We start from the raw sequence: 12,544 nt of genomic DNA, 5'->3' as shown, positions 1-12,544 counted from the left end.
CGGCAACGCCTCACGGACCATCCGTGCCGCCGGCACATCCGTTCTGCTTCAACAGTCCGTCCCGGCCGTCCCCGGGTCGTGCAGCCGACGCAGTCATCCCAAATCCCGCATTCAGGAATCTCCAAGCGGGTGCCCCTGTGAACCTTGGGAGTCAGGCATCATGACCCAGCAGTCAGTGGAACCGAAGACCAGTCCGGAGGCCGCGGGCCCCGGCTCGCGCGTCCCCGCCGGAAGATCATGGCTCGACCGGTACTTCCACATATCCGAACGAGGATCCACCGTCGCGCGCGAGCTGCGCGGCGGCGTCACGACCTTCATGGCCATGGCGTACATCCTCCTGCTCAACCCGCTGATCCTGGGCGGGGAGGACGTCAACGGCAACCTCCTCAGCCAGCCCGGCCTGATCACCGCGACCGCGTTCGCGGCGGCCGCGACGACCCTGCTCATGGGCTTCGTCGGCAAGGTGCCCCTGGCGCTCGCCGCCGGGCTCAGCGTCTCCGGTGTGCTCGCCTCGCAGGTCGCGCCCAACATGACCTGGCCACAGGCCATGGGCATGTGCGTGATCTACGGTGTGGTGATCTGCCTCCTGGTGGTCACCGGCCTCCGTGAGATGATCATGAACGCGATCCCGCTCGCGCTCAAGCACGGCATCACCATGGGCATCGGGCTCTTCATCGCCCTCATCGGCCTCTACAAGGCCGGATTCGTCCACAAGGGCGCGGCGACCCCGGTCTCCCTCGGTCCGGCCGGTGAACTCGCCGGCTGGCCCGTCCTGATCTTCTGCGTGACGCTTCTGCTCATCTTCATGCTCCAGGCGCGCAACATCCCCGGCGCGATCCTGATCGGCATCGCCGTCGGCACCGTGGTCGCGATCGTCATCAACGCGATCGTCGACATCGACCCCAAGAAGTGGAGCAGCGGCCCGCCGGAGCTGGAGGGCAGCGCGGTCTCCGCGCCCGACTTCTCGCTCTTCGGTAACGTCGAGTTCGGCGGCTGGGGAGACGTCGGTGTGATGACGGTCGGCATGATCGTCTTCACTCTCGTGCTGGCAGGCTTCTTCGACGCGATGGCCACCATCATCGGCGTCGGCACCGAGGCCAAGCTCGCCGACGACAAGGGCCGCATGCCGGGCCTGTCCAAGGCGCTGTTCATCGACGGCGCCGGCGGCGTCATCGGCGGTGTCGCCTCGGGCTCCGGCCAGACGGTCTTCGTGGAGTCGGCCACCGGCGTCGGCGAAGGGGCCCGGACCGGGCTCGCCTCCGCCGTCACCGGACTCTTCTTCGCCGCCTGCCTCTTCTTCACCCCGCTCACCGCGATCGTGCCGACCGAGGTGGCCTCCGCCGCCCTCGTCGTCATCGGCGCGATGATGATGCAGAACGCCCGGCACGTGGACTGGAGCGATCGCTCGGTCGCCATCCCGGTCTTCCTGACCGTGGTCCTGATGCCCTTCACGTACACCATCACCACCGGTGTCGCCGCGGGCGTCATCGCGTACAGCGCCATCAAGCTCGCCCAGGGCCGGGCCCGCGAGGTCGGGGCCTTCATGTGGGGGCTGACGGTGATCTTCATCGTCTTCTTCGCCCTCAACCCCATCGAGAGCTGGCTGGGCGTCCACTGACGTCCGCGCCCCCTTCCCGCCTAAGGAGATACGCCATGCTGGACATCGCCGAAGAGCTGCACCGGTGGGTCTCGCAGGGACGCGAGTTCGCCGTCGCCACCGTCGTGGCGGTCGGCGGCAGCGCGCCCCGGCAGCCCGGCGCCGCCCTCGCCGTCGACCGCGACGGCACGGCCATCGGTTCGGTGTCCGGCGGATGCGTGGAGGGGGCCGTCTACGAACTGTGCCAACAGGCCCTGGACGACGGGAAGTCCGTCCGCGAGCGCTTCGGCTACAGCGACGAGGACGCCTTCGCGGTCGGTCTGACCTGCGGCGGCGTCATCGACATCCTGGTGACACCGGTACGGGCGGACGACCCCGCCCGCCCGGTGTTCGCCGCCGCGCTCGCGGCCGCCGCGGAGGGGACGGCGGCCGCGCTGGCGCGGGTCACGGACGGACCCGGGGAACTGCTCGGACTCCCGCTCCTGGTCCGCGCCGACGGCAGCCACGTGGGCGGGCTCGGCGGCCATCCGGCGCTCGACCGGACCGCCGCCGCCGAGGCCCGCGCGCTGCTGGACGCGGGCCGCACCGGGCCGCTCGCCATCGGCGCGGAGGGCTCCCGCTGCGGCCGGCCGATCGAGGTGCTGGTCGAGTCCAGCGTCCCGCCGCCCCGCATGATCGTGTTCGGCGCCATCGACTTCGCCGCCGCGCTGGTCCGCGCCGGGAAGTTCCTCGGCTACCGGGTCACCGTCTGCGACGCCCGCCCGGTCTTCGCCACCGCGGCACGCTTCCCCGAGGCGGACGAGATCGTCGTCGACTGGCCCCACCGCTACCTCGCCACAACCGCGACCGACGCGCGCACCGTGCTCTGCGTCCTCACCCACGACGCCAAGTTCGACATCCCGCTGCTGGAGGCCGCCCTGCGCCTCCCGGTCGCCTACGTCGGCGCGATGGGGTCCCGCCGCACCCACCTGGACCGCGAGGACCGGCTGCGCGAGGTCGGGCTCACCGACCGTGAACTGTCCCGGCTGCGCTCGCCGATCGGCCTCGACCTCGGCGCCCGTACGCCGGAGGAGACGGCCCTGTCCATCGCCGCCGAGATCGTCGCGGTCCGGCGCGGCGGCAGCGGCGTACCCCTCACCGGCGCCCACACCCCCATCCATCACGACAGCAGCGGACAGCCGCTCGTCTCGGTGGCCTGAAGCACTCGTCAACGCCCCGTCCGCCCCGGGCGGGTATCCGCCACGGCGGTTTCCCGCCCGCCCGGAACGCAGCGGTCGCCCCGGATTTACCGGTAGATCAGCTGCATGACTTCTTCTCCTTCCTCCGTTCCCGGCCGGGCGAGATCCGCCCGCCCAGGACGCAGAGCCCTGCTCCTGGCGACCTCGGCGGCCCTGCTGGGCGGCATGCTGGTCCCCTTCGCGGGCACCGCCGGCGCCGCCCCAGCACCCCGCGACGGGACCCCGCGCTCCGACGTACGCACCGAGAGCCACACCGTCACCCTGATCACCGGTGACGTCGTGCGCTACGTGGACGGCCCCGGCGGCCAGGACACCGTCACCGTGGACCGCCCCGACGGCGGACACGGCGGCGTCCGCATCCAGCAGGCGGGCGAGGACGTGTACGTCCTGCCCGACGAGGCCACCACGCTGATCGCGGCGGGCACCCTGGACCGGCGGCTGTTCAACGTCTCGGCCCTGGTGCGGATGGGCTACGACGACGAGGGCACCGGCTCCGTCCCGCTCATCGCCACCTACCCGCCCGCGCGCGCCAAGGCGCTGCCCGCCGCCCCGCGCGGCGCGAAGAAGGTCCGCACCCTCGAATCCGTCAACGGGGCCGCGCTCACGGCCGACAAGGACGACGCGCGGACCTTCTGGAGCGCCATCACCCGTGACGACAAGGCCCGTTCGCTGGACAGCGGGATCGCGAAGCTCTGGCTGGACGGCCGCTCCGAGGCGCTGCTGACCGAGTCGGTGCCCCAGGTGGGCGCCCCGCAGGCGTGGGCCGACGGCTTCGACGGCAAGGGCACCAAGGTCGCGGTCCTGGACACCGGCATCGACGCCGACCACCCGGACGTCAAGGACCGCGTCGTCGGCGCCCGCAGCTTCATCCCGGGCGAGGAGGTCGACGACAAGAACGGACACGGCACGCACGTCGCCTCCACCATCGCCGGATCCGGCGCCGCCTCCGATGGCGCCAACAAGGGCGTGGCCCCGGCCGCAGACCTGCTCGTCGGCAAGGTCCTCAGCGACGAGGGCTCCGGCGCGGACTCGGGGATCATCGAGGCCATGGAGTGGGCCAAGGCCGAAGGGGCCGACGTCGTCTCGATGAGCCTCGGCTCCCCGGTGCCCGACGACGGCACCGACCCGATGTCCCAGGCCGTGAACGCCCTCTCGGCGGACGGCGGCCCGCTGTTCGTCATCGCGGCGGGCAACGCGTACGGGGCGGGCACCATCGGCTCGCCGGGCTCCGCGGAGCAGGCGCTCACCATCGCCGCCGTCGACAAGCAGGACGGTCGCGCCGACTTCTCCTCGATGGGACCGCTCGTCCGCTCCCACGGCCTGAAGCCCGACCTGTCGGCCCCCGGCGTCGGCATCAACGCCGCCGCCTCGCAGTCGATCCCCGGCATCGAGGGCATGTACCAGTCGATGTCGGGCACCTCGATGGCCACGCCCCATGTCGCGGGCGCGGCGGCGATCCTGAAGCAGCGTCACCCCGACTGGTCCGGTCAGCGCATCAAGGACGCGCTGATGACCTCCTCCAAGAAGCTCGACGCGTACACCCCGTACGAGCAGGGCACCGGCCGGCTCGACGTTAAGGCGGCCATCGACACGACGATCGAGGCCACCGGCTCGGTCGAGGTCGCCTCCTACGCCTGGCCGCACAGCCCGTCCGACGAGGTCGCCGAGCGCACCGTCACCTACCGCAACACGGGTGACGAGGACGTCACGCTGAACCTGGCCACCGACACGGACGACCCGGCGTACACGCTCTCCGCCGACAAGCTGACCGTCCCGGCCGGGGGCACCGCGGAAGCGGTCCTGTCCCTGGACCCGGCGAAGGTCGCCAACGACACGACCTTCTCCGGCCAGGTCGTCGCCACCGACGCGGCGGGCACGACGGTCGCGCACACCGGCTTCGCGCTCACCAAGGAGAGGGAGCTGCACGACCTGACGGTGAAGCTCCGCGACCGTTCGGGCAAGCCGATGGACGGCGCCGTCGTCCTCGCCGAACTGGGTGACCCCCAGCTCGGCCTCGTCCAGGTCAGCGGCGGCGAGACCACCCTGCGCCTGCCGCCGGGCAACTACACAGCCTGGTCCACCGTGGACGTCGACGGCGACCGCCCCGACTCCAAGGCCGTGGCGTTCCTCGCGGCCCCCGAGACGATCCTGGACAAGTCCACCACGGTCACTCTCGACGCCTCCGAGGCCAACAAGGTCAGCGTGCGGACGCCGAAGGAGACCGAGACCCGCCAGCTGCGCTACGACATGGCGCGCACCGCCCCGGACGGCACCGTCCAGCGCGACGCGTACCAGATACCGCTGACGTACGACCAGCTGTGGGCGAGCCCCACCAAGAAGGTCACCGAGGGCAGCTTCAGCTTCCTGACCCGCTGGCGCCAGGGCGAGGAGCTGATCGACGTCGAGGCCGACGGCCGTGACGTGCCGGTCTTCGTCCAGGGCGGCTCGCCGGTCGCCGAGGACAGCCGGCGGAAGCTCAAGTCGGTGTACGTCGACAAGGGCGCGCCGGCGGACTACCGGGGTGTGAACGCGCGCGGCAAGGCCGTCGTCGTCACCCGCAGCGCCGACGTCACCCCCGCCGAACGCCTCGCGGCTGCCCTGGCCGCCGGAGCGAAGGCGCTGTTCGTCGTCAACGACGAGCGTGGCGTGGCGATGGAGAGCTACACCCCGTACGGCGAGGAGACCACCATTCCGGTCGCCTCGGTCCAGACCTCCGCGGGCGAGAGCCTGATCAGGGCGGCGCAGCGCGGCAAGAAGGTCCAGATCGACCAGAAGAAGTTCGCGGACTACCTGTACGACCTGGTGGACCGCCACGACGGCACGATCCCGGACCGCTCGCTGGCGTTCGCTCCCTCGACCCGCCGGCTCGCCAAGGTGGAGAACACCTTCTACGGCCACAAGAAGACGCTCGGCGGCGGCTACCGCTACGACATCCCGGAGTACGGGCCGGGCCTCGGCTTCCAGGAGTACGAGCAGTTCCCGGGCGTCCGCACCGAATGGGTCAACCCGCTGCCGGGCGACTCCTTCTGGTACGAGAACCACGCGGTCCTCGACGCGGAGCAGTCCGGCCGGGCGCACGAGATGCGCAGCGCCGAGCTGGACTACCGGGCGGGCGAGGACTACCGCGCCGAGTGGTTCGCCCCGGTGGTCCGCCCCCGCCTCGGCACCGGCTACTGGGGGCCGTTCCGCACGGTGAGCAACGACCTCCAGTTCAACATCACTCCGTGGACGGACGCGGGCGCGGGTCACTCCGGCTCGATGCCCGAGAACGAGTACGACACCACCTCCTACGCCCTCCACCAGGGTGACAAGGAGCTGAAGAAGGGTGCGGGCAGGGCCGGATTCGCCTGGGACCTCCCCGCCGAGGAGCTCCCGTACCGCCTGGTCATCGACTCCCGGCGTGACGCGGAGACCTGGAAGACGTCGACCCGCACCCACTCCGAGTGGGGCTTCGTCTCCGGCGCCCTGGAGCCGGGCGGCCCCCAGCAGGCCGACATCCCGATGCTCCAGCTGGACTACGCCGTCGACACCGACCTGGCGGGCGACGTCCGGGCCGGCCGCTCGACGGAGATCGGCCTCTCCTCCACCACCCAGGAATGGCTGCCGGGCGCGGTGAAGGCGAACAAGGCCTCGCTGTCGGTCAGTTACGACGACGGCAAGCACTGGTCGAAGGTGGACCTCCACAAGAAGAAGTCCGGCGAGTGGACCGCCACGTTCCGCACCCCGTCGAAGGGCGCGACCTCGGTCTCGCTCAAGGCGCACGCGGAGGGCCCCGGCGGGCTCGTCGTCGACCAGGAGATCATCCGGGCCTTCGGCCTGAAGTGACCTGCTGACGTGGTCCCGCACTCCCACGGGGGTGCGGGACCGTCGCGTTCAGCCGGTCAGTGCCCCGGACCGTCCGCCCGGCGGGTGCCCGGGGAGCGCGCGAACAACCCCGCCGGGCCGGTGCGGTTGGATATGACCATGAGCGTTCACGACGTGGCCCGCAGGCTGCCGGGCATATCCGCCCTCACCGATCTCTGCCGTTCCCTGGCGATGCTCGACGCGATCCTGTGTCCCGAGTGGGACCACCGCTGGCACGGCTTCGACGCGCGGTGGTCGCCGACGGAGGCGATGGCCTCGATGCGGGACGGTTCGGGCGGGGAGTACTCCGTGGTCTTCTCCGCCGACGGGGCGTACGCGCGCGGCTTCGACCACGAGTCGCCGATGAGCCCGTACGTGGACGACGGCCCCTGGCCGGGTGTGCTCGACGAGGTGCCCGCCGTGTTCCGCCGTTACGTCGACGAGCCCTCGTTCACCGACGAGTCCGGCATGCCCGTCGTCACCGCCTGCCTCTGGCGGGCGAGCGACGACGACCGCTGGCGGGCCGGCGCCATCGAGTTCCCGGAGGACGGTGAGGACTCCGACGGGGCCGACTGGCTCTTCCAGCTTCTCGTCACGGGTACCCCCGAGTCCTACCAGGAGTGGGCCGAGGACCATTTCGAGGTCTCCGTCGACCTCGAAGCCGTACGCCACGTCTACGCGCTGCGACCGCTGACCGACGAGGTGATCGCCGCCCTGGCCCCCGAGCGGCTCCCCGCCGAACTGGCCCAGGACGTCGAGGAGATCGGGTACCCGGTCGGCACGGGGGAGTAGGCCGCGCCCCGGACACCGTGGGCCTCGCGGCCGTGGCGTCGCGGTCAGTCCGCCTCCGGGGTCGCCGGGTCGCGGCGGGCCAGCGCCTCGGCGACCGGCACGCCCGTCCGGGCCGCCACGGCCAGCCGGGCCCTGACCTCCGAGCGCCTCCGGGGCCGGAATCGCGGCAGCTTGCCGCAGCCGCACGGCTCCAGGCCCTCGTAACGCAGGCCCGCTCCCAGGACGGCCGCCACCGCACCCCAGGCCGCGGTGTCACGGCGCGGCGGGGGCGCGAAGTCGTGGCCGGCGCAGACGAGGGCGCGACCGCAGTTCGGGCACGGCTGCTCCCGGTCGCCCGAGGGATGCCGCTTGAAGCTGACGCGGCAGGGGACGCAGGCGAAGTGCGGCTTGTAGTGCGTCATCGCGTAGTAGCACACGGGACGAACCTACCGGGCCGGAAGCCCGCCCGGCAGTCCCGGGCGGGCCTCCCCGGAGCCGAAGCGGGGCCCGCCCGGGGCCACGCTCACTTCCCGCTCTGCAACGCCTCCCACGTGGCCGGGCCCACCTTGCCGTCGACCACGAGCTTCCGGCCGGTCTGGTAGCCGCGTACCGCCGTCTCCGTGGCCGGGCCGAAACTGCCGTCCACGCCGACGGTGGTCCCGAGCGCCGCCGTCAGGGACCGCTGAAGCCGCTTCACCGCGTCGCCCGAACTGCCCCGTGACAGCGCTGGGGTCGTGCCCGCCGACAGCAGGGCCGTCCAGCTCTTCGGGCCGACCACCCCGTCGGCCTCCAGCGCGCGGGCCCGCTGGAACGCCTGCACCGCGCTCTGCGTGGTGGGCCCGAAGCTGCCGTCCGCCGCGCCCGCCTGGTAACCCTGGGCGTTGAGCAGCGTCTGCACGGCCTTGACCTGCGGGCCGGTGGAGCCGGACCGCTGGGTCGTGTACATGGGGAAGGTCAGGCCGTCGCCGCCGCTGCCCGGGTCGCCGTCGATCAGCTCCATGTAGTGGTCCCAGTCCCAGTTGGGGCCGGGGTCCGTGTGGTCGGCGCCGGGCGCCTCGCTGTGGCCGATGATGTGCGACCGGTTCTTCGGGATGCCGTACCGCGCCGCGAGGTGCTTGGTGAGGGCGGCGGAGGACCGGTACATCGCCTCCGTGTACCAGGCCGGGTTGTCGACGTAACCCTCGTGCTCGATGCCGACGGACGAGGAGTTGGTGCCGCCGGCGTGCCAGGCGGTGTCCTTCTCCAGGACCGACTGGGTGACCTCACCGTCCGAGGAGCGGATCGTGTAGTGCGCGCTGACCTCCGACGCCGGGTTCTGGTACCAGCTGATGGAACCGGCGTACGACCCCTGGGTGGTGTGGATGACCACCTTGTCGATGGCGGCCTTGCGGCCGACGACGAAGTTCCCGGAGTACGCGGGCACCCAGCGCGCCGAGGGGTAGTCCGGGCTCGCGGCGTAGACGTCGGACGCCGGCAGCGCACGCTTGTCCGGGTCGACCGGGCGGGAGGGTACGAGGACCTCCTCGCCGCCGGGCGCCGTGGCGGACACGCCCTCGGCGAGGGACGTGAAGACCGCGTCCGCGTAGAGCGCGGCGGCCGGACCCTCGGCGGCGCTGTAGCGGGCCACCGCCGCATACCAGGAGTTCACGTCCCGGCGCCCGGTGGCGTCCAGGCCCAGCGCGTCGGCGTGGTCGCGCAGGACGGCCGCGCCGCCGAGGATGTTGGCCGTGGTGTCCCGGCGCAGCCGGGCCGCGCTCTCGCCGGTCAGCTCGGAGGCCTTCTCCAGGGAGCGGTTGGCCGGGTTGCTCGCCAGATGCATCACGCCGTAGCCGTTCGCCTGACTGGGCGCGCCCGCGTGGCCGTCGAGACGGCTCTCGCCGTAGCCGACGGCGGCCAGCAGATCGCGCGGTACGCCGTACGCGTCCGCCGCTTCGGCGAACGCGCGGTTCATCGGGTCGGGCGTGTCCGCTCGCGGGGCGGCGGTCGCCGGGTGCCCGGTCGCGAGGAGGGCCGTGGCCATGACGGCCGCCACGGCACAGGCACGGGCCCGGGTCCGGGCGGCGGTGCGTAGGGGCATGAGGGCTCCTGCTCTGTGGGGTGGGCGTGGAGGGAAGAGAAAAGCCCTCGGGCCCGGGGTGGGCCAGAGGGGTGCCGAACACGGTCAGGCTATCGACATGGGGTGGGCATGACAAAGAGTTGTAGGGGTGATTCTGCTGGCAACATCCTGCAAACGTAGGGGAGTTGATAGCCAAGCCAGCCCTGTCGGGTGACGTCCAGTGTCACCCGACAGGGGTGCCGGCGAGGGTGACGCGGGGCCGGAGGCTACCAGCGGTCGCGGTGGATGACGTCCGCCACCGGCCGTCGCCGGACCGGGCCGAAGTTGCCCGCGGGCCACCCCACCGGCACGGCGGCGAACGTCGCCATCTCCTCCGGGATGCCCAGCTCCCGCTTCCACTCCTGCTCCAGCATCAGGTGCCAGATGGTGATGTTCGCCGCGAGCCCCAGCCCCCTGGCCGCGAGCAGCAGGTTCTGCACTCCCGGATAGACGCAGGAACCCTCGGCCAGCGCCTGGAAACGTGTCTGCGTGTTCATCATGTGTTCCGTGCCCGCCGGGCCGAGCGCCCGCGCCGACGCGGCCAGGCCCTCCTCGTCCAGACGCGGCTCGGGGAACCGGTAGCACGGCACGATCAGCACCGGGGTGTCGGCGAAGTGGTCGCGCTGATGCTCGATCGCCGCGACCATCCGGCCGTAGGCCGCCTCGTCCATGCCCGCGGGGGCGTACTTCCCGGTCGTCGCCAGATACGCGTCGACGCACCGCTTCCACAGCGGGGCGAGCCGCGCCATCACCTGGCGGTCGGTCACCACCACGTACTCGTAACACTGCATGTTGCCGCCGCTGGGGCCCCAGACGGCGGCCTGTATCAGCTGCTCGACCGTCTCGTCCGGCACCGCGTCCGGCTTGAGGCGGCGCATGGCGCGCATGGTGGACATGGTGTCGAAGAGAGCGGGGCCGCCGAGGGCGGACGGGTCGGCCTGAACCGTTTCCATGGTCATGATCGCGGAGTTTAGGCAGGTGACTCCGCCGCTGTCTCCCCGCCCTGCGCGCGAAGGTGCGGCCCGCCCCGGTTTCCGCTGCGGCGGCGGCAGTTGGCGTGCGGTGCCCTACAATGACTGACCGGTCAGTCATTCGACAGGGGGGCCACGACATGGCCAGAAGAGCCGACCCGGCGGCGCGCCGGGACCTGATCCTGAAGGCCGCGGTGCGGGTGTTCGCCCGGCAGGGGTTCGCCGCCACCCGGGTGGACGACGTCGCCGGAGAGGCGGGCGTCGCCAAGGGCAGCGTCTATCTCCACTTCGACAGCCGGGACGCCTTGCTCACGGCCGCCTTCGAGGAGTACAGGGCCCACGCGCGGGCGGTGCTCCAGCGGGCCCGCACCGGCCCGGGAGACGGACTGGAGCGGCTCGCCCGGCTGGTGCGGTCGGTGCTGGACATGGTCGTGGCCGAGCCCGAACTCGCCCGGATCCTCATCGACCTGTGGGCCGCCGGACGGCGGGGCGCACCCGGCGGGGTGGACATCGCGGCCGTGTACCGGGAGTACCGCGTGGTGATCGCCGAGCTGCTCGCCGACGCCGAGGCCGAGGGGGTCTGCCGCGCCGGGATGGGCGCGGGGCACGCGGTGGTCGTCGTCGGGGCGATCGAGGGCTGTCTGGTGCAGTGGCTCGTCGACCCCACCCTGCCGGTCGCGGAGCTGACGGAGCCTCTCCTCGACGTGTGCGTCGAAGGTCTGCGCCGCGGGGGAGCGGAATGAGGGCCGCGGGGGTCACGGCGGCCCGTCGGCTCGACGCGCTGCTGGTGGCCCCGGACGCCGAGCGGGGCGAGCGGGCCGTCTGTTACGCGGGGGCGCTCGCCGGCACCGTGTTCGCGACTGCCCTCGCCCTGCGCGCCCCGTACGCGTGGCCGGCGCTGACCGTGATCGCCGTGGTGGCCTTCGATCTGTTCGGTGGCACGGTCGTCAACGCCACCCGGTCCGCCAAGCGCCGGTTCCACCGGCCGGGGCGCTCCCGGCTCCACCACTTCGCGTTCGTGGCCGCCCACATCCAGCCGTTCGCCCTGGCCCTGCTCGTCCCCGGGTTCGGCTGGATCTCCGCCGGCGTCGTCTACGCCCTCACGCTCGCCGGGGCGGCATGCGTCCTGATCGCCCCTGCGGAGCTCCGGCGACCGGTCGCCTTCGCCGTCTCCGCCCTGGTGATCACCGCCGCGACGACCTCGGTGGCCGTCCCCGGCGAGCTGGCCTGGTTCGCACCCGTCCTGGTGATCAAGCTGCTGCTGGCCCACCTGCTCCCGGAGCGGTGATCCCGGGCGCTCGGCACGGACCGGTGCCCAGGGGTGTCTGCAACACTTCCGCGCGGCGACGTGTACCAGACACCCCCTGGCCCCGGACGACTCAGCGCTGTGTCAGCCGGACGACTCAGCGCTGTGTCAGCCGGACGACCGGTCAGCGCCGTGTCAGCCGGACGACCGGTCAGCGCCGTGTCAGCCGGACGACCGGGATGTCCCGCTCGGTGCCCGCCTGGTACTCCCCGTAGCGCGGGAACAGCTCCACCAGCCCCGGCCAGACCCGCGCCTTCTCCTCGGCCGGGAGCGTCGTCGCGACGGCCCCGAACCGCTCGGTGTTCACGCGGAGCTCGACCTCCGGCGTGGACTGGAGGTTCAGGTACCACAGCGGCGGGCGGTCCGAGCCGCCGTTGGACGCCACGATCAGATAGTCCTCGCCGTCCCGCCCGTACATCAGCACCGTGCGCCGCACCGTTCCGCTGCGCCGGCCGACGTAGTCCATCAGCAGGCAGGGCACACCGAGCTGAGTGGTGCCCTGCGTACCGCCGGAGGACTCGTACAGCTCGGCCTGCCGGGCGACCCAGTCGGCGGGGCTCAGCGCGACCTCCGCGTTGGCGTCCTGCTCGGCCGTCATGGTTTCTCCTTCTCTCGTGCCGTCCCGTACGGGCTGCGCCCCCCATCCTGGCACCCACCCGGACCGCACCCCGGATTCGTACACCTGGACAGCCCTCCCACCGGACGGGGGAACGCGGACCGGGA

10 protein-coding genes are annotated in these 12,544 nt (G+C 72.2%); 6 read left to right on the top strand and 4 right to left on the bottom strand.

All coding sequences use genetic code 11. The features are described 5' to 3' along the window. Positions 1-160: 160 nt before the first annotated feature. The 4 genes from ACH4KB_RS11050 to ACH4KB_RS11035 all read left to right on the top strand — a co-directional run bounded on the left by ACH4KB_RS11050 (position 161) and on the right by ACH4KB_RS11035 (position 7,470). On the top strand, positions 161-1,618 hold the full coding sequence (locus ACH4KB_RS11050; RefSeq protein WP_398065689.1) for an NCS2 family permease: 1,458 nt from the start codon (positions 161-163) through the stop codon (positions 1,616-1,618). A gap of 35 nt (positions 1,619-1,653) precedes the next feature. After that, positions 1,654-2,796, top strand: a complete 1,143-nt coding sequence (locus ACH4KB_RS11045) for an XdhC family protein (protein WP_398065688.1) — start codon at positions 1,654-1,656, stop codon at positions 2,794-2,796. Positions 2,797-3,000: 204 nt separating this feature from the next. Beyond that, positions 3,001-6,660, top strand: coding sequence for a S8 family serine peptidase (locus ACH4KB_RS11040; RefSeq protein WP_398066052.1), 3,660 nt, complete (start codon positions 3,001-3,003; stop codon positions 6,658-6,660). A 138-nt stretch (positions 6,661-6,798) separates the two neighbouring features. Beyond that, positions 6,799-7,470 (top strand): hypothetical protein, encoded by a 672-nt coding sequence (locus ACH4KB_RS11035; protein WP_398065687.1) that lies wholly within the window; start codon positions 6,799-6,801, stop codon positions 7,468-7,470. A 44-nt stretch (positions 7,471-7,514) separates the two neighbouring features. On the opposite strand, the gene ACH4KB_RS11030 is transcribed toward ACH4KB_RS11035, so the two are convergent. The 3 genes from ACH4KB_RS11030 to ACH4KB_RS11020 form a co-directional block, all read right to left on the bottom strand. Then, the gene (locus ACH4KB_RS11030; protein ID WP_398065686.1) at positions 7,515-7,886 is read right to left on the bottom strand and encodes a hypothetical protein; all 372 of its coding nucleotides are present in this window, start codon (positions 7,884-7,886) and stop codon (positions 7,515-7,517) included. An 86-nt stretch (positions 7,887-7,972) separates the two neighbouring features. Next, on the bottom strand, positions 7,973-9,526 hold the full coding sequence (locus ACH4KB_RS11025; protein ID WP_398065685.1) for an N-acetylmuramoyl-L-alanine amidase: 1,554 nt from the start codon (positions 9,524-9,526) through the stop codon (positions 7,973-7,975). Between the two features lie 245 nt (positions 9,527-9,771). After that, the gene (locus ACH4KB_RS11020; RefSeq protein ID WP_361874796.1) at positions 9,772-10,503 is read right to left on the bottom strand and encodes a nitroreductase family protein; all 732 of its coding nucleotides are present in this window, start codon (positions 10,501-10,503) and stop codon (positions 9,772-9,774) included. 152 nt (positions 10,504-10,655) lie between these two features. Here ACH4KB_RS11020 and ACH4KB_RS11015 point away from each other — a divergent pair, with 152 nt between their 5' ends. Next, positions 10,656-11,258, top strand: a complete 603-nt coding sequence (locus tag ACH4KB_RS11015; RefSeq protein ID WP_398065684.1) for a TetR/AcrR family transcriptional regulator — start codon at positions 10,656-10,658, stop codon at positions 11,256-11,258. Next, entirely contained in the window at positions 11,255-11,803 is a 549-nt protein-coding gene (locus ACH4KB_RS11010) for a hypothetical protein (RefSeq protein ID WP_398065683.1), read from the top strand. The genes ACH4KB_RS11015 and ACH4KB_RS11010 overlap by 4 nt, the downstream gene beginning before the upstream one ends. Before the next feature lie 169 nt (positions 11,804-11,972). Here the strand turns inward: ACH4KB_RS11010 and ACH4KB_RS11005 are convergent, their stop codons facing one another. Continuing rightward, positions 11,973-12,419 (bottom strand): nitroreductase family deazaflavin-dependent oxidoreductase, encoded by a 447-nt coding sequence (locus ACH4KB_RS11005; protein WP_398065682.1) that lies wholly within the window; start codon positions 12,417-12,419, stop codon positions 11,973-11,975. Between the last annotated feature and the right edge of the window lie 125 nt (positions 12,420-12,544).

Source organism: Streptomyces sp. NPDC017520 (assembly GCF_044329855.1).
Taxonomy (GTDB): Bacteria; Actinomycetota; Actinomycetes; order Streptomycetales; family Streptomycetaceae; genus Streptomyces.
Note: the sequence above shows the minus strand (reverse complement) of the source record. Positions and strands in the feature narration are given on the sequence as shown.

Coding starts and splice junctions, on each gene's coding strand:
- ACH4KB_RS11035 (WP_398065687.1), top strand. CDS start 6,799: ATGAGCGTTCACGACGTGGCCCGCAGGCTGCCGGGCATATCCGCCCTC.
- ACH4KB_RS11045 (WP_398065688.1), top strand. CDS start 1,654: ATGCTGGACATCGCCGAAGAGCTGCACCGGTGGGTCTCGCAGGGACGC.
- ACH4KB_RS11005 (WP_398065682.1), bottom strand. CDS start 12,419: ATGACGGCCGAGCAGGACGCCAACGCGGAGGTCGCGCTGAGCCCCGCC.
- ACH4KB_RS11050 (WP_398065689.1), top strand. CDS start 161: ATGACCCAGCAGTCAGTGGAACCGAAGACCAGTCCGGAGGCCGCGGGC.
- ACH4KB_RS11040 (WP_398066052.1), top strand. CDS start 3,001: ATGCTGGTCCCCTTCGCGGGCACCGCCGGCGCCGCCCCAGCACCCCGC.
- ACH4KB_RS11025 (WP_398065685.1), bottom strand. CDS start 9,526: ATGCCCCTACGCACCGCCGCCCGGACCCGGGCCCGTGCCTGTGCCGTG.
- ACH4KB_RS11010 (WP_398065683.1), top strand. CDS start 11,255: ATGAGGGCCGCGGGGGTCACGGCGGCCCGTCGGCTCGACGCGCTGCTG.
- ACH4KB_RS11015 (WP_398065684.1), top strand. CDS start 10,656: ATGGCCAGAAGAGCCGACCCGGCGGCGCGCCGGGACCTGATCCTGAAG.
- ACH4KB_RS11020 (WP_361874796.1), bottom strand. CDS start 10,503: ATGACCATGGAAACGGTTCAGGCCGACCCGTCCGCCCTCGGCGGCCCC.